An 18240-nucleotide genomic window follows, 5' to 3' on the forward strand; every position below is an offset into this window, starting at 1 on the left:
CACTTTGCCGCTCCGATGCGTGACCCTGTGGACGTGAGCCTCCCCGCCTCCGAGGTGCCGCGGACCCCCGCCGGCGCGACCGGCCCCGCCGGACAGCGAATGCGGGCCATCGACACCCTCCTCGCCGACCGCGGGCAGCTGTTCCAGGCGCTCTTCCTCTCCGCACCCATCCCCAAGGCCCTCGTCGACCTCGACGGTCACGTGCTGGTCGCGAACCCGATGATGTGCGCGCTCACCGGGCGGACGGCCGAGGAGCTGGCCGGCCGGCACGTGGACCTGCTCGCCCACCCCGACGACCCTCCGGTCGGTGACCTCGGCCTGAACGTCGCCGAGGGTGAGCCGCAGCTCGACCCCAACCTCCTGCTGGACGGCGAACGGCGACTGCGCCGCTCCGACGGCACCGAGCTGTGGGCGATCCAGTCCCACGAGATCGTCCGCCACAACAACGGCCAGCCGCAGTTCGTCGTCCTCTCCCTGGTCGACGTCACCGACCGCCGCCGGGCCGAGGACGACCTGGTCCGCCGCGCGTTCACCGACCCGCTCACCGGGCTGCCCAACCGCCGCGCGCTCACCGACCGGCTCCGGCACGCGGTCGCGCTCTCCCGCCGCCGTGGGCTGCAGGTCGGCCTGGTGCACCTCAACATCGACCGGTTCAAGGCCGTCAACGAGGCCCTCGGCCACGAGGCCGGCGACATGCTGCTCAGCCAGGTCGCCGACCGCCTCCGCTGGAGCACCCGCGTCGAGGACACCGCCGTCCGGCTGGGTGCCGACGAGTTCCTGGTCGTCGCCGAGGACGTCGAGGACCTCGCCGGGCTGCGGGCGCTCGCCGATCGGCTGCTCAGCGTTCTGGACGAGCCGTTCATCGTCCACGAGCGGGAGATCACCCTGTCGGCGAGCGTGGGCCTGACGCTCGGCTCGGACATGACTCCCGACGACCTGCTGCGGCAGGCGCAGAGCGCTCTCACCCGGGCGAAGGCCGATGGCAGCCGGGCCCGCATCGAGGTGCACGAGGGCGCGCTCGCCCACGACGACGTCGACGCCCTCCAGCTGGAGACCGACCTCAAGCACGCCCTGGAGAACGAGGAGCTGCGGCTCTTCTACCAGCCGATCGTCCACCTGCGCGACGAGACACTGCTCGGCTACGAGGCGCTGGTCCGGTGGGAGCACCCCACCCGCGGCCTGCTGCCGCCGGCGATGTTCCTCTCCGCCGCCGAGGACAACCGGCTCACCGCCAAGCTGGGCGCCTGGGTGTTGCACCGCGCCTGCACCGACGCCGCCCAGTGGCCCGAGGACCTGCGGGTGCACGTCAACATCTCCGCCCGCCACCTCGCCGAGGACGGGTTCAGCGACCTGGTCGCCGCCGCCCTCGCGGAGTCCGGCCTGGCCCCCGAGCGACTGGAGCTGGAGATCACCGAGTCGACGGCGCTGTTCGCCGCCGAGGCCACGCTGCACTCGGTCGCCGTCGTCACCGACGCCGGCGTCACTCTCGCCCTCGACGACTTCGGCACCGGGTACTCGGCGATCACCGCCCTGCACCGGCTGCCGATCCACACCGTCAAGATCGACCGCTCCTTCGTCGCGGACGTCGTGACCGAGCCCGCCACGGCCGCCCTCGTCCAGGGGCTGCTACAGCTCGGCCGCGGCATGGGCCTGCAGGTCATCGCCGAAGGCATCGAGGACCTCGACCAGGCGGCCTGGCTGCTCGACCACGGCTGCGCGATGGCCCAGGGCTACGCGTTCGGCCGGCCCGCGCCGCTGCCGAGCCGGGCCGAGGTGCTCATGGGCGAGCTGCTCGACGCACCCGCGGAGATCGTCGCCGGCGAGCTGATGGACGACCCGATCCCGACGTCCGAGCTGCCCGTCGAGCGGATCGTGCCCGCAGAGCTGCTCGACGACGACGACGACACCGGGCGCCTCGACGGCCAGTTCGCGTTGACCGGCGACTCCACTGGCGAGCTGTTCGACGAGCTCGCCGACGAGCCCGAGGACGAGTAACCCCGAAGCCTCAGATGCCCAGAGCGATCACCGTCTCCAGTGCGACACGGATGCTGTGGTCCCAGCCCACGGCGAGCCGCTCGTTCGGGCGGCCGTAGACGACGTCGCCGGTGACCAGGTTGCCCGAGACGGCGCACACCATCCCGGCGCGCAGGCCACGCTGCCGCGCCACGACGAACATCGCCGAGCTCTCCATCTCCACGTTGGTGATGCCGAGCCCGGCCAGCCGCGCGATCCACTCGGGCGTCTCGGCGTAGAAGGCGTCGTCGGTAGCGTTGATGCCGGTGTGGACCGCGAAACCCTCCGCCGCGCCCATCCGGCGGGCCGTCCGGGTGAGCTGCACGGTCAGCTCCAGATCGGGGACGGCGGGATAGCCGGCCGGGACGTAGGCCGCCGACGTCCCGTCGTTGCGCAGCGACCCCTCCGAGATGATCAGGTCGCCCACCTCTATGCCCGGCTGCAGGGCCGCGGTGCTGCCCACCCGGATGAAGGTGCGGGCGCCCGCCCGCGCCAGCTCCTCCACGCCGATCGCGGTCGACGGGCAACCCATGCCACTGGAGCAGGCGGTGATCCGTCGTCCCCGGTAAGTGCCGACGACGGTGCGGTACTCGCGCTGGTGGGCGACCTCGACGGCGTCCTCGAGATGGTCGGCGATCAGCTGCACCCGGAACGGGTCGCCGGGCATCAGGACGACGTCGCTGATCTCGCCCAGCTCGACGCCCACGTGGTACTGGCGGCCGGTGGTCCCGACGGAGGACTTGTCCACGGTGGTCATGCGCTGCTCCCTCACGCGATGGACCGCGGTGCGGACAGCCGCCCGTAGATGCCCGGGATGGACCCCGCGGCAGGCGGGGTGATGGGTCCACCCAAGCAGCGGCGTGTGAACAGCACGTAAGAAGAGCGGCTGCGAGACGCAGCACACAGCAGGAACCCGCAGGTCCGGGCGAGGATGGGCACATGCGCATCGACGTCGCCGCCACGCTCACCATCTGGTCCCCCGAACCGGCGACCGCGCTGCTGCAGGTCGCCGTCGCCGATCCGGCCACCGAGCAGCTGACCGTGCTCTCCGGCGGCGCGACGGTCGACGCCGAGGAGTTCGACGCCGAGGGCGCCCGCGTGCACCGCCTGCAGCTGAACGCGGGCGACACGACGATCACCTACTCGGCCGCCACGGAGACCGGCGGGACCCCCCGCAAGGTCACCCCGGCGGAGTGGGCGGTGGCGGTACGGCCGAGCCGGTACTGCCCCTCGGACCAGCTGGAGGGCTTTGCGACCACCGAGTTCGACCGCACCCTGCCGCGCGGCGAGCTGGTCGCCGCGGTCGCCGGCTGGGTGAACCGGCGCCTGATCTACACCTCCGGCGCGAGCCGCCCGGTCGACACCGCCGTCGACACGCTGCTGGCCGGTCAGGGCGTGTGCCGCGACTACGCGCACCTGACCATCACCCTGTTGCGGGCGCTGGAGATCCCCGCCCGGCTGGTGGCGGTCTACGCCCCGGGGCTGTCGCCGATGGACTTCCACGCCGTGGTCGAGGCCGACGTCGACGGCACGTGGTGCGTCGTGGACTCGACGCGGCTGGCGCCGACGAGCTCCCTGGTGCGGATCTGCTCGGGCCGCGACGCCGCGGACACCGCGTTCCTGTCGCTGTTCGGCGGGATCGCGGAGTTCCGGACGATGAACGTCACGGCGACGACGGCCGGCCCCCTGCCGGTTCCGGATGATGCCCCGTTCCCGCTGCCCTGACGCCGGTCACCCCGCGTCGGCCGACCCGTCGTCGAGCCGCCGGCGCAGGCTCTCGGGCACGAGCTCCAGGAGCTCCTGCGGCAGCAGGGGCAGGTCGAGCAGCGAGAGCTTGACCCGGCTGCGGTCGGCCGCCCGCGAGCCCGCCAGGCGTACGAGCAGCCCGGCGTCGCGACGCCACTCGACCTCCAGGATCTCGCCGGGATCGAGCCGGCCGGTGAGCACGCCGTCGAGTTCGAAGGCGGGCCGGCCGGCGGTCAGTTCCAGGCGAAGCGGCTCGGTCGGCCCCAGCAGCAGGCTGCGGGAGATGCCGCTCAGCGGTGCCGACGGCGTCACGAGGATCCCCTCGGCGCCCGGGCTGACCACCGGTCCGCCGGCTGCGTAGTTGTAGGCCGTCGATCCCATCGGGGTGGCGAGGATGAGCGCGTCGCAGCGGTAGCGGCCGTAGCGCCGGCCGGCGACCGACATCGTCGCCTCGACCAGCCCCTCCCCCGGCACCCGCGCGACGACGGCGTCGTTGAACGCGAGGCTCTCACCGCCGGTGTGCCGCACGACGAGGCAGCCGCGCATCTCGACGGTCGACCCGCCCTCGGCCATGGAGCTCAGGGCCCGGTCGAGCTCGGCGCCCTCGACCTCGGCCAGGAACCCGAGATTGCCGAAGTTCACACCGAGCACGGGCACCGGGCGCCCGCTGACCAGGCGCATGGCGCCGAGCAGGGTGCCGTCGCCGCCGAGGGCGATGATGCCGTCGCAGCTCGCGGCGAGCTCCTCGACGGGAACGGGGACCAGGCCGCCGACACCGAGGCGGGTGACGTCATCGGTGGAGGCGACCAGCTCCACCCCGTGCGAGGACGTCCACGCCAGCACCTGCCCCACGGCCGGGGAGCAGTCGCGCCGCGGGTGCAGCACCAGCCCGATGCGTTCCATGCGCTGCACGGCGGTCACCCCCGGTAGGTCTCGAGCAGGCGCAGCCAGATCTCGTTGACCGTGGGATAGGCCGGGACGGCGTGCCACAGCCGGCTGATCGGCACCTCGCCGACCACGGCGATCGTGGCGGCCTGCAGCAGCTCGGCGACGGCCGGGCCGATGAAGGTCATCCCGAGCAGCACCTCGCGCTCGGTGTCGACCACCGCGATCGCCGTCCCGGTGTACCCGTCGGCGAACAGCGAGGCCCCGGCGACGTCGCCGATGGGGTACTCCACGACACGGTGCGGGAGGCCGGCCTCCTCCGCCTCCGCGACGGTCCGCCCGACGCTGGCGATCTGGGGGCTGGTGAACACCACGGACGGAGTGGCGGCGTGGTCGGCGGTGGCCACGAAGGGCGACCAGTCCGCGGTCGAGACCTCCTCCCCGCGGGCCCGGGCGACGATCGCCGCCCCCGCCTGGCGCGCCTGGTACTTGCCCATGTGCGTCAGCTGCCTGCGGCCGTTGACGTCGCCGGCGGCGTAGAGCCACGGGATCCCGTCGACCTGCATCGTGTCGTCGACCTCGAGGTACTCCCCGGGCTCCAGACCGACCGTGTCCACCCCGATATCGGACGTGCGCGCCCGGCGGCCCACCGCCACCAGCAGCTCGTCGCCGCGCAGGTCGCCGTGCGACGTCGTGGCGACGACCCCCTCGCCGTCCCGCCGGGCGGCGGTGATCTCGCAGCCGAGTCGCACCTCGACCCCGCGTGCCCGCAGGGATGCCGCGACCGCCTCCCCGGCGGCCGGTTCCAGGCCGTCGAGCAGCCGCTCGCCGCGCTGGAACAACGTCACCTGCGACCCCAGCGCCTGCCAGGCGGTGGCCATCTCGCAGCCGACGTAGCCGCCCCCGAGGATCAGCAGCCGAGCCGGCGCCTCCTTGGCGCTGGTGGCCTCCCGCGGTGTCCAGGCGTCGATCGCGTCGAGCCCGTCGACCGGAGGCACGGCGGCCTCCGACCCGGTGCACACCGCGACCGCGTGCCGGGCGGTCAGCCGCACCTCGCCGGCGCCGGTGTCGACGACGACGGTGCGCTCGCCGGCCAGCCGCCCGGTGCCGCGGATCAGGTGGATGCCCGCACCGTCGACCCACGTCACCTGCCCGGAGTCGTCCCAGTTCGACGTGAACCGATTCCGCCGGGCCAGCGTCGCGTCGACGTCCTGCTCGCCGGTCACCGCCTGCGCGGCGCCGTCGACGGCCCGTGCCTCGACGAGCGCTTCCGTGCCGCGCAGCAGCGCCTTGCTCGGCATGCACGCCCAGTAGGAGCACTCACCGCCGACGAGCTCGCTCTCCACCAGGACGGCGGTCAGCCCGCCCCGGACGGCGATGTCGGCGAGGTTCTCACCCGTCGAGCCCGCGCCGAGGACGACGACGTCATAGGTCCGCTCTACTGCGCTGCTCACCCGCACCATCCTGTCGGTGTGGTCGACTGGCCGCCATGCCGGTCTCCCCCACCGAGTTCACCGCCGCGCTCGGCCAGCACGCCTCCGGGGTGTGCCTGCTGACCGTGCGCGACGGCATGGACGACGTCGGGACGACCGTCAGCTCGGTCGTGAGCGTGTCCGCGGCGCCGCCGCTGATCGCCGTGGGGCTCGTCGCTGCGGGCTATCCGGCCGAGGTGCTGGAGGAGGTCGGCCGCTGCGGGCTGACCGTGCTGGCCGCCGGGCACGCGATCGTCGCGAGCCGGTTCTCCTCGGCCGGCCGGCCCAGCGCCCGGCACCTGCTGGAGTCGGTGCCCTGGTCGCGCGCGCCCGCCAGCGACGCGATCGTCCTCGACGGCGGGCTGGTCGCGCTGGACTGCCGGCTGGAGCGACTGGTCGAGGCCGGCGATCACGTGCTCGCTCTGCTCGCGGTCGACGACGTGCTGCCCGGCGACCCCGCGGCCGCGCCTCTGCTCCGGCACCGCGGCCGCTACGTCGACGAGACCGGCCGGGCGGCCGGCCGCGCCTGACCGGTCAGCCGGCCGGTGCCGAGGGCGGCTGGCCACCGGGGGGCCGACCGCCGCCACCACCGGCTGCTCCCGTCGGGGTCGTCGTGGTGTCGATCCCGACGGCGAGGCTGACGGTGTAGCCGGAGCTCACGCTGCCGGAGACGGTGGCGAGCTGGGTGGCGCCACCGTCGTCGCCGAACACGTTGTCGCTGTCGAGGCTGACCTGCGCGAGGTTGCGGACCGAGGCCGCGTAACCCGACTCGGCGTAGACCGTGGTGCAGACGTCCTCCGGCAGGGCCACCTGCGAGGTGGCGATCGCCGCGGTCGAATCCGTGATGCTGGCCTGGTCGGGATAGACCTCGAAGTGGATGTGCGGCCAGCGCCCGCTGTAGCAGGCCGGGAAGACGCTGGTGAAGCTCACCTTTCCGTCTGCGTCGGCGATCTGGACGCCGCGGAGGAAGTTCTGGTCCTCGACGCCCGAGGAGTACAGGGAGTAGCCCCCCTCGCGTGTGCAGTGCCAGACGTAGACGGCCACCCCCGCGAAGGGCGCGCCGCCGTTGGTCAGGTCGGAGACGGTCAGCTCCAGCGTCATCGGCACGCCCTCGGCGGTGCCGCTGGCGTCCCCGAAGCTGGATCGGATGTCGCTGCGGACGATGCCGCTCTGCTCCAGGACGTTCGGTCCGTTGGAGCCGTCGCCCGGATAGGGCCCGGCGGTCTCGTCGGGGATCTCCCCGGCCGCCGGGCTCGCCGAGGCAGAGGCCGACGACGTCGCGGTCGCCGAGCTGCCCGCTCCGCCTCCGCACGCGGCCAGGCCCACGGTGGCTGCGCCGAGGCCGAGGACTCCCAGCAGGCGCCGGCGGCTGAGCAGCGTGCCGACATCGAACCCGAGCCCCTGATCGACGAGCTCCTCCTGCGGGCGCGGCAACGACCGGCCCTCGAACGTCGGACCGTGCTCGGGCTGGGAGGTGCTCTGCATGCGGGTTCTCCGGGGGTCTCCGTGGGGTGGTTCTCCCGACCGTAGGCAGCCGACCAGGCGCCGGGCTGTGCCCCTGCTGCCCGTTTCCTGTGAGCGACAGCCCCGGTTCTCCGCCGGACGGCGGCACCCGGCAGGGCACAATTTCCGGGCTCGGTGTCACATGGCCGGCCGCGGCGGTGCTGTAGAGGTATGGACCTCGTTCGGCATTCCCGGCGACCACCGGGTTCGGCCGTCCTGGCGCTCGCCGGAGCGGTGCCCACCGGTGCGGTGGGTCGGATCGAAGGGAAGGTCGGCGTGCCGGTCTCGGGGTCATCGGCCCGCGGTGCCATGCGGGCCGATCTCGACCTGGTGTTCCGTCGCGAGTACCAGCGCATCGTCGGCGTGGCCGCGCGGGTGCTCGGTTCGCAGGACCAGGCCGAGGACGTCGCCCAGGAGGTCTTCCTGTCCTTCGCCCGCTCGTCGGTGCCCGCCGGTGAGGCCGGTGGCTGGCTCTCCGTCGCCGCGGCGCACACCGCACTGAACCTGATCCGCTCGGGACGCCGTCGCTCCACCCGCGAGGAGAGCGCCGCCGCGGCGGACCCCGCGGTCGTGCCCGATGTGGCCGACGCCGTGGTGACGCTCGAGGAGCGCAGCCGCGTCCGTGCGGCACTCGCCGAGCTTCCCCGGAAGCAGGCCGTGGCCCTGGTGCTGCGGCACAGCGGCCTGAGCTACGCCGACGTCGCGTCCGCACTCCAGATGTCCCCCGGCAGCGTCGGCACGACCGTGCGCCGCGCCGAGTCCGCACTGCGCAAGGAGTTGAACCGTCATGCGTCATCCGACTGAGGGCACGCTGCGCCGTCTGGTCGACGAGCCGGCCGGGGTCTCCGACTCCGACCGCGAGCACGTCGCCTCGTGCGTCGCCTGCCGCCGCGCGCTGGACGACGTCCGCGCGGACGCCCGCGTCGTCGACGCCGCGCTGGCACCGGTGACGACCGGGGTGGATCTGGACGCGGCCTGGGTGCGACTGACGACGACCGATCCGGCCGAACAGCGGCAGGCGGCTCCGCGCCGCTCGTGGCGGGCGGCGGTGCGCCGTCCGGCGGTCGCCGCCATCAGCGCGGTCGTGCTGGTCACCGGGGCTGGGGTGGCGGCGGCCAACGACTGGCTGCCGATCTTCCAGACCGAGAGCGTCGACCCGGTCGAGGTGACCACCGCCGACCTGGTCCAGCTGCCCGATCTCTCCGCGTACGGCGACCTCGAGGTCACCCAGGAGCCGGACACGGTGGAGGTGCCCGACGCGGCGACCGCGCGCGAGCGGACCGGTCTCGCCGTCCCCGAGGTTGCCGAGCTGCCCGAGGGCGTGAGCGGGGATCCGACCTACCGGGTGGCCGGCACCATCAGTGCGATCTTCACCTTCTCGGCCGAGACGGCGGCGCAGGCCGCGGCCGCCGAGGGCGAGGACCTGCCGGCCCCGCCCCCCGGGGTGGACGGCAGCTCGCTCCGGCTGCAGGCCGGTCCCGGCGTGGCGGCCTTCTGGTCGCAGCCCACGGGTGTGCCGACGCTGGTCGTCGCCCGAGTGGGCGCGCCCACGGTGGACGCCTCGGGCGGCGTCGAGTTCGACACGGTGCGCGACTACCTGCTGTCCCTCCCGGGCCTGCCCCCCGGTCTCGCGGCGCAGCTCCGCGACCTGTCGGACGACGACGACGGCACCCTGCCTCTGCCCGTCCCCGCCGAGCTGGTGACCACCTCCGCGGCGGACGTGAACGGCGCGGACGCGACCGTGCTGACGTCCCGGAACGGGCTCTTCGCCGGCGTGGTCTGGGTCGAGGACGGCGTGATGACCGGCGTGGCCGGGACGCTGAGTGCCGACGAGCTGCTCTCGGTCGCCCGTGGCCTCCGCTGACGCCGCTACCGTCCGCGGGGTGATCCCTGAGACCGAGCTCGCCGGTCTGCCGCCGTCCGCGGCGGTCTGGTGCTCCGGGCTGCGCAAGCGGTACGGGCGCCAGACCGCCGTCGACGACGTCTCCTTCGCGGTGGCCCGCGGCGAGGTCCTCGGCCTGCTGGGACCGAACGGTGCCGGGAAGACCAGCGTCATCAAGATGCTGCTGGGCCTCGTCCGGCCCGACGGCGGGGAGGTGCTGCTGCTGGGTCGGCGGTCCTCCGATCCCCGGTCCCGCCGCGCCGTCGGGTACCTGCCCGAGCTGTTCCGCTACCAGCCGTGGCTGACCGCGGCCGAGGTGCTGGACCTGCACGTGAAGCTGTCCCGCGTCGACGTCCCGGCCGCCGAACGGCGGGAGTGCCTGGCGCTCGTCGGACTCGCCGACCGCGCCGGCGACCGGGTCGGCGGGTTCTCCAAGGGCATGCAGCAGCGTCTCGGCCTCGCCGTCGCGCTGGTCGCCCGCCCGGAGCTGGTCGTGTTGGACGAGCCCACGAGCGCGCTCGACCCGCTGGGCCGGGTCGACGTGCGTGACCTCGTGCTCTCGCTGAAGTCCCGCGGCGTCGCGGTGCTGCTCAACTCCCACCTCATCGGGGAGGTCGAGCGGGTCTGCGACCGCGTGGTGATCCTCGACAAGGGCCGGGTGGCGGCGTCGGGCACCCTGGCCGAGCTCCTCGGGCAGCGTGAGGTGCGCCTCCGGCTCGGCACAGCCGACGGCCGCGCGGAGGACCGGCTGCGCGCGGCCGGCGCGCTGACGCGCAGCGGTGACTGGTTCACCGTCCAACTGGACGCGGACGACGACGGCGTCACCGTGCCCGACCTGGTGCGGGACCTGGTCGGCCTCGGCGTCCGCGTGCACGCCGTCGAGCCCGTGCGGATCAGCCTCGAGGAGCGCCTGCTCGCCGTCCTGCGTCATGAAGAGCCCAGCCACCAGGAGGTCGGGCGATGACTGCGCTGACCGTCGCCGGGCTCACGCTGCGGGAGGCCGCCCGCCGTCGGGTGGTGTGGGCACTGCTGGTGCTGACGGTGGTGCTGCTCGCGCTCAGCGGCTGGGGCTTCTCGAAGCTCGTGGGCCTGGACACCGACCTGGGCACCATGACCAGCGGTGAGGCCCGCCTCGTCGCCTCGCTGCTGCTCAACCTGATCATGTTCGGGTTCAGCCTCATCGCCGCGATCGGCACGGCGTTCCTCGCGGGCCCCACGGTGGCCGGCGAGGTGGAGTCGGGGCAGGCGCTGTCGATCCTCGCCCGCCCGGTCCGCCGCTCGTCGGTCCTGTTCGGCAAATGGCTCGGTCTCGTCGCATTTGGCTGCGGCTACGTGGTCCTGGCCGGCCTCGCGCAGATCCTCGTCGTCCGTACGGTCGTCGGCTACTGGCCGCCGGCCCCCGCGAGGGGACTGGCGCTGCTCGCGGCCGAGACGATCGTGCTGCTGACGCTGGCCCTCCTGCTGTCCAGCGTCGTCTCGACGATGGCCTCGGGCATCATCGCGGTCGGGCTCTTCGGGGCCACCTGGGTCGCGGGCGTGGTCGGTGGCATCGGCGGGGCCCTGGGCAACGAGGGCGTCGAGCGCGTGGGCACCGTGTCGCGGGTCATCCTCCCGACCGACGGGCTGTGGCGCGGGGCCATGAACGCCTTCCAGGACCCGATCGCACTCGTCCAGATGGGACCCGGTGAGGGCGGGTTCCCGTTCCTGAGCGAGTCCCCGCTGACGCTCGCCTACCTGGCGTGGGCCGTGCTCTGGATCGCCGTGGTCTGGGGTCTGACGGCCGTGTCATTCCAGCGCCGCGACGTCTGAAAGAGGACGGGGCCGATGAGTCCCACCGTCCTTCCCGGTCTGTCCTTCGAACCCGAGTGCACCAGAGGAGAGCCACCATGCCCGCGACCTACACCTTCGACGTCTTCTGCAGCCTCGACGGCTTCGGCTCCTACGGCGAGGGTGGCGACTGGGGCGGCTACTGGGGCAAGCAGGGCCCGGAGTTCCTCGCCCGCCGCCTCGCCCAGTACGAGGAGGAACAGCGACTCGTCCTCGGGGCCACCACCTTCCGTGAGTTCCTGCACTTCCTGGGCCCTGCGTCGGCGGGGTCGGACGTCGACGACCCCATCAACACCCGGATGAAGAACATGCCGACGACCGTGGTGTCGACGACCCTCGAGGGACCCCTCGACTGGCCCGATGCGACGCTCGTGAACGGAGACGCCGTCGACGTCGTCGCCCGGCTGAAGGAGGAGTCCGAGCTGCCGTTGCGCTCGCACGGCAGCCTGGCGATGAACCGGGCACTGATGGCGGCCGGCCTGGTCGACCGCCTCCAGGTGACGATCTTCCCGGTGATCACCGGCCGGACCGGTGCGGATCCGATCTTCGGTGGTGCGGCCGACTTCGACCTCGAGCTCATCGAGAGCCGGACGCTCGACGGACGCACGCAGGAGCTCGTCTACCGGCCCACCCTGCACGGCTGAGCGAAAGCCCCGCCCGGCGTCGCGGCGTCCAGGGGCGACTAGCGTCCTGATCGTGACTGCCCTGTCCGGACCTCCCACCGAGTCCGCGCTGCGTCGCGCGCTCACCCGCGCCGAGCGCGGCGTGACCCTCGACGCCGTCGAGGCGGAGACGCTGCTGCATGCCCGCGGGCTGGGCGACGGCGCGCCGCTGGACCGGCTGCTGACCGCGGCCGAACGGGTCCGCGACGCCGGGTTGGCCTCGGCCGGCCGGCCCGGCGTGGTCACCTACAGCCGCAAGGTGTTCATCCCGCTCACCCACCTGTGCCGCGACCGCTGCCACTACTGCACGTTCGTGACGACGCCGGGCCAGCTCCGCGCCCAGGGCAAGGCCCCGTTCCTGTCGCCGGACGAGGTGCTCGACATCGCCCGTGCCGGCGCCGCGATGGGCTGCAAGGAGGCGCTGTTCACCCTCGGCGACCGGCCCGAGGACCGCTGGCCGGTCGCCGCGTCCTGGCTGGAGGCGCACGGGTTCGACTCGACCCTGGGCTACCTGCGGGCGATGGCGATCCGGGTGCTGGAGGAGACCGGGCTGCTCCCCCACCTCAACCCCGGCGTGCTGACCTGGGAGGAGATCCAGCGGCTCAAGCCGGTCTCGGCCTCCATGGGGATGATGCTGGAGACGACGGCGACGCGGCTGTGGTCCGAGCCCGGCGGCCCGCACTACGGCTCTCCCGACAAGGAGCCCACCGTCCGGCTGCGCGTGCTGGAGGACGCCGGGCGCTCCGCGGTTCCCTTCACCACCGGCGTACTGCTCGGTATCGGCGAGAACTACGCCGAGCGAGTGGACGCGATCGGTGAGATCCGGGCGTCCGCGCAGCGGCACGGGCACGTGCAGGAGGTCATCGTCCAGAACTTCCGGGCCAAGCCCCGGACGGCGATGCAGGCACACGACGACCTCGAGCTGCAGGAGTACGCGGCCGCGGTCGCCGTCACCCGGCTGCTGCTCGGCCCGAAGGCGCGGGTGCAGGCACCGCCGAACCTGTCGGACTCCACCGAGCTCGGGCTGCTGCTGCGCGCCGGCGTCGACGACTGGGGCGGCGTCTCCCCCCTCACCCCGGATCACGTGAACCCCGAACGGCCGTGGCCGAACATCGACAAGCTGGCGGCGCTCTCAGCCGAGGCCGGATTCACGCTGCGGGAGCGCCTGGCCGCCCAGCCGGGCTACGTGGTGCAGCCCGAGCCGTGGCTGGACCCGCGCGTCCGCCCGCACGTGTTCGCCCTGGCCGGACCCGACGGGCTCGCCGTCGAGGGCCGCATCCCGGCCGGGCTGCCGTGGCAGGAGCCCGACGAGTCGTGGACGTCGTCCGGGCGGGTCGACCTGCACGTGGAGGTCGACACCGTCGGGCGGTCCGCCGACCGGCGCAGCGACTTCGACGCGGTCTACGGCGACTGGTCGGAGCTGCGCGAGCGCACCGTGGCCGCTCGGGACGGCCACACCACGGCGCTGGTCGCGGGCGACCGCGAGGTGCTGGCCGCACTGCTGCACGCCGAGCAGGACCCGGCCGGGCTGTCCGACGCCGAGTACCTGGCGCTGCTCGGCGCCGACGGTACGGACCTCGAGAACCTGTGCGCACTCGCCGACGCCGTCCGCGCCGACGTCAACGGCGACGACGTCACCTACGTCGTGAACCGCAACATCAACTTCACCAACGTCTGTTACACCGGCTGCCGCTTCTGCGCGTTCGCCCAGCGGCGCACCGACGTAGACGCTTACACACTGTCGATGGCCCAGGTCGGTGACCGGGTCGACGAGGCCTGGGCCGCCGGGGCGACCGAGATCTGCATGCAGGGCGGCATCCACCCCGACCTGCCCGGGACGGCGTACTTCGACCTGGCCCGCGAGGTGAAGAAGCGGCAGCCCGGCATCCACCTGCACGCGTTCTCGCCCATGGAGATCGTGAACGGCGCGGCGCGGACGGGCTTGTCGTTCGAGGACTTCCTGACCGCCGCCAAGGAGGCCGGGCTGGACTCGGTGCCGGGCACGGCGGCGGAGATCCTCGACGACGACGTCCGCTGGGTGCTGACCAAGGGGAAGCTGCCGACTGCGTCCTGGCTGGAGATCGTGACGACCGCGCACCGCGTGGGCCTGCCGACGACCTCGACGATGATGTACGGCCACGTCGACACCCCGGCGCACTGGGTCGGGCACCTGCGCACGCTGGCCGCCGTCCAGGACGAGACCGGTGGCTTCACCGAGTTCGTGCTGCTGCCGTTCGTGCACCACAACTCACCGATCTACCTGGCCGGCGTCGCCCGCCCGGGCCCGACGGTGCGCGAGAACCGGGCGGTGCACGCCGTCGCCCGGCTGCTGCTGCACGGCCGGATCTCCAACATCCAGACGTCGTGGGTGAAGCTGGCCGACGCCGGAACCAAGGCGGTGCTGCAGGGCGGGGCCAACGACCTCGGCGGCACGCTGATGGAGGAGACAATCAGCCGCATGGCCGGCAGCGAGAACGGCTCGCTGAAGACCATCGCCGAGCTGGAGGCGATGGCCGCGGCGATCGGCCGCCCGGCCCGTCAGCGGACGACGGAGTACGGCACGCCGTCAGCCGAGCGCATGGCGACCGCCCGCACCGACGAGGGCCGCGCCCGGCTCACCCTGTCGATCACGCCGCGCTGAGCGCCTGCTCCCGGACAGTCCGCGGGCTCTCGGGGAAGTCGCGGGCCCGCTTGGCCGGGCCGATCAGCAGGGCCAGCGGTGCGAGCGCGACGCAGACGACCATGATCCACATCGTCGGCCGCAGGCCGAGGCCGGTGCCGAGCGCCCCGCCGAGCAGCGCGCCGAGCGGGATGGTGCCGTAGTTCAGGAATTGCATGCCCACGACCACGCGGCCCAGCAGCGGCCGGGGCGTGTACGTCTGACGGAAGCTGCCCTTGATCACATTGCCGGCCACCACGGCGGCCCCGATGCCGAATCCGCCCAGGACGACCAGCAGCAGGCGGGGACCCGGCGCCCCCAGCGGGATGAGCAGGGCGAACGGGCCGGCGGCGAAGTTGGCGGCGATCATCCCGCGGGCGCTGCCGAGACGTCGGGCAACGGTGGTCGCGACGGCGGCGCCGAGCAGGCCACCGGCGCTCATCCCGGCCACGAGCAGGCCGACGGTGGCCGCGGTGACGCTCAGCTCCCGGACGAGGAACACGACCAGGATCGACTGGTAGCCGGTCAGCGCGAGGTTGCTCAGGGCGCCGTAGCCGGCGAGCACCCGCAGGTAGGGATCCCCGCCGAGGAACCGCAGTCCCTCGGTGATCTGCCGGCGCAGGCCCCCGGCGTCCTCGGCCGCGGGTTCGGCGCGTTCGGGACTGCGGATCCGCCACAGCGAGACGGCGGAGACCGCGAAGCTGAGCGCGTCGACCAATAGCCCCGCGACCGCACCCACGGCCTGGGTCACCAGCCCGGCGATACCCGGCCCGGCCACCTGGGCTGCGGCCTCGCTCCCCTGGAGCTTGGCGTTGGCCTCGGGGATGGAGCCCGCGTCGACGATGCCGGGCAGGTACACCTGATAGGCCGTCTGGAAGAACACGGCGGCGGTGCCCAGGAGGAGTTCGACGCCCAGCAGATGGGCGAACGTGAGTCCGCCGGCCCACGCCGCCGCCGGCACGCTGAGCAGGAGGGCCAGCGAGACGCCGTCGCAGACCAGCATCAACGGACGGCGCGACAGTCGGTCCACCCACGCGCCCGCCGGGAGTCCGATCACGAGCCACGGCAGCCAGCCGGCCGCCGTCAGCAGGGCCACCTGGAACGTGCTGACGTCCAGGGTGAGGACGGCGACCAGCGGCACGGCCAGCCGGGTGACGTTGGTGCCGAGCGCGCTGGTGGTCTCCCCGATCCAGAGCATCCGGAAGTCGTGGTCGCGGAACAGCCCAGCGCTGGTCACGGCCGCGCGGGGATGCCGTAGGCGAAGGCCAGCACCGGCTCGCGCTGCTGGCCGTCGTCCGGCAGTTCCCGCTCGCTCCACGCGGCGAACAGGTCGATGACCTGGCGGTTGAGCTCCGCGAGCTCACCCGGCGTCAGGTGCAGCCACTTGTCGGTGCTGAACGAGACCTCGCGCCAGGGCTCGCGCTCCTCGTCGCCGGCGGCGAACCAGGTGCGTGCGTGGCCCGCGTGCCGGTCGAGGCTCAGCGACTGGGCGGCCTGAGCGACGGCCTCCGCGGCCGGGTCGCCGGTGAAGTCCTCGGGCGACCACCGCAGCGAGGGTGAGACCAGCCGCCACCAGCGCTCGCGCCGGTCCCGGGCGAGCTCCGGAGCCTCCTCGACCAGGCCCGCGTCGGCCAGCACGCGGACGTGGTGGCTGACGTTGGCGACGCGCTGGTCAGTGCGTTCGGCGAGGGCGCTGGCGGTCGAGGGGCCGTCGACCTTCAGGACGTCGATGAGCCGCCAGCGCAGCGGATGCGCCATCGCCGCGAGCACCTTCGCGTCGGTGACCTGACGGACCTCGCGTTCAGTGGCCATGCCCCCATCATGGTTGCGCAAGAGCTGTTGCGCAACCGTTCTTGCACATCTCTCCTCACATCCGATCCGCGAGCTCGACGAGGGCACTCACCACGGCGTCGCCGTCGAGCAGGACGGCATCGTTGTGGTCGGCACCCGCCACCTCCACCGCCCGGCAGAGCGCTCCCGCCGCCTCGGCGACCCTGCGGCTCTGCTGGGGCGGCACGATCGAGTCGCGACTGCCGTAGACGACGGTCGTCGGAACCCGGATCCCGGCGATTTGCTCGAGCACGGGATACCGGTCCCGCAGCAGCGCCCGCACCGGCAGGAACGGGTAGTGGACGGCGCCGACCGACGCCAGATCGACGAATGGTGAACGCAGGACCAGACCGGCCGGCGGGTGCTCGGTCGCGAGTTCGGTGACGACGGCCGAACCCAGGCTCTCGCCGAAGTACACGAGCCGGTCGGCGCGCACGCCGGCGTCCTCCAGCAGGAAGCTGCGCGCAGCCCGGACGTCGAGCGCGAGCCCCGCCTCGCTCGGGCTGCCGGGATTGCCTGCGTAGCCGCGATAGTCGAAGAGCAGGACCGAGAGCCCCGCCTCCCCCAGCCGCTGCGCCAGCGGGGCGCGCATTCCGCGGTGGCCACCGTTGCCGTTCGCCACCAGCACGGCGGGTGCGTCGGGCGACGGACCGGGCAGGTACCAGGCCGCCAGTTCGAGGCCGTCCGCCGTCCGCAGCAGGACGTCCTCGGCGCCCGGCAGCACCGCAGCAGCCGGTGCGCCCGGACCGGCGTCCGGCAGGTAGATCAGCTTCCGTTGCAACCCCCACAGCAGACCCACGAGGACAGCGAACAGCACGACGACGACGCCCGTCGCGAGCAGGGCCCGGCGCACAGCGACCGGGCTCAGGCGCGTTCGGCCGGTTCCTCCGCGGCGGTGGCCTTGTCCGGCTGGTCCTTGAGGAACAGGTACCAGTAGGACGTCGACACGAAGAGAACCGCGCCGACCAGGTTGCCCACGCCGGCGAGCAGCCAGTTGTACAGCGCGTCGCCCCAGCCGATGTCGGGCACGCCGGCCCAGATGGCTGCCGGGATGAAGAACATGTTGGCCACGACGTGGTCGAAGCCCATCGCCACGAACGCCATCACCGGGAAGAAGATCGCCAGGACCTTCCCGGACACCGACTTCGACGCCAGCGACATCCACACCGCCAGGCAGACCAGCCAGTTGCAGCCCACCCCGCGCAGGAATGTCTCCCACGCGGTGTGCCCGGTCTTTCCCTCCGCGATCGAGGCGAGCCGCTCGTACGTGAGCAGCGCGCTGCCCTCCGAGCCGGAATCCCCGATGACCTTGGTCTGCACGGCGAGGAAGAACGCCACGAACAGGGCCCCCACCAGATTGCCCAGCAGCACGAGCGTGAGGTTCTTGGCGACGTCGCCGGCGCTGATCTTGCCGCGCATGGCGCTGAGCGGGACCAGCATCATGTTCCCGGTCGCGAGGTCGGAGCCGGCGATCAGGACCAGGACCAGCCCGAGGGTGAACGCCGCGCCCATGAACAGGGTGGGCAGTGTTCCCCAGGTCCCGGGGTCCAGGCCCGAGGAGACCGTGATCGCGACCAGTGCGCCGAAGGAGATGTACGCCCCGGCGAGGAAGGCGCTGACCAGCACCCGGTCCCAGGTGCGGTGCACCTTCTTCGCCCCGGTCTCGGCGGCGACCTGGGCCATCTCCTGTGGTTCGCGCGCGGACATCAGCGCCTCCCGAGGGTCGATGCCGGAAGTATGGGCGGCACGGTGCGGGATGCG

The 18240-nt window shown here is 73.1% G+C and carries 17 protein-coding genes; 9 read left to right on the top strand and 8 right to left on the bottom strand.

Annotated features, from left to right (window positions below):
* Positions 1-33: 33 nt before the first annotated feature.
* Entirely contained in the window at positions 34-1995 is a 1962-nt protein-coding gene (locus tag E4P38_RS01740) for an EAL domain-containing protein (protein WP_245160725.1), read from the top strand.
* A gap of 10 nt (positions 1996-2005) precedes the next feature.
* Here the strand turns inward: E4P38_RS01740 and E4P38_RS01745 are convergent, their stop codons facing one another.
* Positions 2006-2770: a nucleoside phosphorylase gene (locus tag E4P38_RS01745; RefSeq protein WP_135129977.1), complete on the bottom strand. Its 765-nt coding sequence runs from the start codon at positions 2768-2770 to the stop codon at positions 2006-2008.
* A 182-nt stretch (positions 2771-2952) separates the two neighbouring features.
* Here E4P38_RS01745 and E4P38_RS01750 point away from each other — a divergent pair, with 182 nt between their 5' ends.
* Positions 2953-3738, top strand: coding sequence for a transglutaminase family protein (locus E4P38_RS01750; RefSeq protein WP_135129978.1), 786 nt, complete (start codon positions 2953-2955; stop codon positions 3736-3738).
* A gap of 6 nt (positions 3739-3744) precedes the next feature.
* Here E4P38_RS01750 and E4P38_RS01755 read toward each other — a convergent pair whose 3' ends face one another.
* A complete protein-coding gene (locus tag E4P38_RS01755) occupies positions 3745-4662 on the bottom strand; it encodes an NAD(+)/NADH kinase (protein ID WP_135130141.1) in 918 nt (305 codons plus the stop codon).
* Between the two features lie 14 nt (positions 4663-4676).
* On the bottom strand, positions 4677-6098 hold the full coding sequence (locus E4P38_RS01760; RefSeq protein ID WP_245160726.1) for an NAD(P)/FAD-dependent oxidoreductase: 1422 nt from the start codon (positions 6096-6098) through the stop codon (positions 4677-4679).
* Between the two features lie 35 nt (positions 6099-6133).
* On the opposite strand from E4P38_RS01760, the gene E4P38_RS01765 reads away from it, so the two are divergent.
* Positions 6134-6646: a flavin reductase family protein gene (locus E4P38_RS01765; RefSeq protein WP_135129980.1), complete on the top strand. Its 513-nt coding sequence runs from the start codon at positions 6134-6136 to the stop codon at positions 6644-6646.
* A gap of 4 nt (positions 6647-6650) precedes the next feature.
* On the opposite strand, the gene E4P38_RS01770 is transcribed toward E4P38_RS01765, so the two are convergent.
* Positions 6651-7601: an intradiol ring-cleavage dioxygenase gene (locus E4P38_RS01770; protein WP_135129981.1), complete on the bottom strand. Its 951-nt coding sequence runs from the start codon at positions 7599-7601 to the stop codon at positions 6651-6653.
* A 189-nt stretch (positions 7602-7790) separates the two neighbouring features.
* Here E4P38_RS01770 and E4P38_RS01775 point away from each other — a divergent pair, with 189 nt between their 5' ends.
* The 6 genes from E4P38_RS01775 (at position 7791) to E4P38_RS01800 (ending at position 14631) form a co-directional block, all read left to right on the top strand.
* Positions 7791-8423: a sigma-70 family RNA polymerase sigma factor gene (locus tag E4P38_RS01775; protein WP_135129982.1), complete on the top strand. Its 633-nt coding sequence runs from the start codon at positions 7791-7793 to the stop codon at positions 8421-8423.
* Positions 8407-9483, top strand: coding sequence for a hypothetical protein (locus tag E4P38_RS01780; protein WP_135129983.1), 1077 nt, complete (start codon positions 8407-8409; stop codon positions 9481-9483). Before E4P38_RS01775 ends, E4P38_RS01780 begins: the two co-directional genes overlap by 17 nt.
* 19 nt (positions 9484-9502) lie before the next feature.
* A complete protein-coding gene (locus E4P38_RS01785; RefSeq protein ID WP_245160727.1) occupies positions 9503-10465 on the top strand; it encodes an ABC transporter ATP-binding protein in 963 nt (320 codons plus the stop codon).
* Entirely contained in the window at positions 10462-11310 is an 849-nt protein-coding gene (locus tag E4P38_RS01790; RefSeq protein WP_135129985.1) for an ABC transporter permease subunit, read from the top strand. The genes E4P38_RS01785 and E4P38_RS01790 overlap by 4 nt, the downstream gene beginning before the upstream one ends.
* A gap of 77 nt (positions 11311-11387) precedes the next feature.
* Positions 11388-11972, top strand: coding sequence for a dihydrofolate reductase family protein (locus E4P38_RS01795; protein ID WP_135129986.1), 585 nt, complete (start codon positions 11388-11390; stop codon positions 11970-11972).
* A 52-nt stretch (positions 11973-12024) separates the two neighbouring features.
* Positions 12025-14631 (top strand): bifunctional FO biosynthesis protein CofGH, encoded by a 2607-nt coding sequence (locus tag E4P38_RS01800; RefSeq protein ID WP_209308875.1) that lies wholly within the window; start codon positions 12025-12027, stop codon positions 14629-14631.
* Here the strand turns inward: E4P38_RS01800 and E4P38_RS01805 are convergent.
* Genes E4P38_RS01805 through E4P38_RS01820 form a run of 4 tightly spaced genes read right to left on the bottom strand, consistent with a single transcriptional unit; the run spans position 14618 to position 18186 of the window.
* Positions 14618-15886 carry an MFS transporter gene (locus E4P38_RS01805; RefSeq protein ID WP_209308876.1) on the bottom strand — a complete coding sequence of 423 codons (1269 nt, stop codon included), beginning with the start codon at positions 15884-15886 and terminating at the stop codon, positions 14618-14620. The genes E4P38_RS01800 and E4P38_RS01805 overlap by 14 nt on opposite strands.
* Positions 15883-16461 carry a metalloregulator ArsR/SmtB family transcription factor gene (locus E4P38_RS01810; protein WP_135129987.1) on the bottom strand — a complete coding sequence of 193 codons (579 nt, stop codon included), beginning with the start codon at positions 16459-16461 and terminating at the stop codon, positions 15883-15885. Before E4P38_RS01810 ends, E4P38_RS01805 begins: the two co-directional genes overlap by 4 nt.
* 55 nt (positions 16462-16516) lie before the next feature.
* Positions 16517-17332, bottom strand: coding sequence for an alpha/beta fold hydrolase (locus tag E4P38_RS01815; protein WP_135129988.1), 816 nt, complete (start codon positions 17330-17332; stop codon positions 16517-16519).
* 11 nt (positions 17333-17343) lie between these two features.
* Positions 17344-18186, bottom strand: coding sequence for a formate/nitrite transporter family protein (locus E4P38_RS01820; protein WP_135129989.1), 843 nt, complete (start codon positions 18184-18186; stop codon positions 17344-17346).
* Positions 18187-18240 lie beyond the last annotated feature (54 nt).

This window comes from Blastococcus sp. CT_GayMR16 (assembly GCF_004570875.1).
In the GTDB taxonomy this organism is placed as follows: domain Bacteria; phylum Actinomycetota; class Actinomycetes; order Mycobacteriales; family Geodermatophilaceae; genus Blastococcus_B.

Coding starts and splice junctions, on each gene's coding strand:
- E4P38_RS01780 (WP_135129983.1), top strand. CDS start 8,407: ATGCGTCATCCGACTGAGGGCACGCTGCGCCGTCTGGTCGACGAGCCG.
- E4P38_RS01765 (WP_135129980.1), top strand. CDS start 6,134: ATGCCGGTCTCCCCCACCGAGTTCACCGCCGCGCTCGGCCAGCACGCC.
- E4P38_RS01775 (WP_135129982.1), top strand. CDS start 7,791: ATGGACCTCGTTCGGCATTCCCGGCGACCACCGGGTTCGGCCGTCCTG.
- E4P38_RS01810 (WP_135129987.1), bottom strand. CDS start 16,461: ATGGCCACTGAACGCGAGGTCCGTCAGGTCACCGACGCGAAGGTGCTC.
- E4P38_RS01820 (WP_135129989.1), bottom strand. CDS start 18,186: ATGTCCGCGCGCGAACCACAGGAGATGGCCCAGGTCGCCGCCGAGACC.
- E4P38_RS01795 (WP_135129986.1), top strand. CDS start 11,388: ATGCCCGCGACCTACACCTTCGACGTCTTCTGCAGCCTCGACGGCTTC.
- E4P38_RS01770 (WP_135129981.1), bottom strand. CDS start 7,601: ATGCAGAGCACCTCCCAGCCCGAGCACGGTCCGACGTTCGAGGGCCGG.
- E4P38_RS01745 (WP_135129977.1), bottom strand. CDS start 2,770: ATGACCACCGTGGACAAGTCCTCCGTCGGGACCACCGGCCGCCAGTAC.
- E4P38_RS01750 (WP_135129978.1), top strand. CDS start 2,953: ATGCGCATCGACGTCGCCGCCACGCTCACCATCTGGTCCCCCGAACCG.
- E4P38_RS01790 (WP_135129985.1), top strand. CDS start 10,462: ATGACTGCGCTGACCGTCGCCGGGCTCACGCTGCGGGAGGCCGCCCGC.
- E4P38_RS01755 (WP_135130141.1), bottom strand. CDS start 4,662: ATGGAACGCATCGGGCTGGTGCTGCACCCGCGGCGCGACTGCTCCCCG.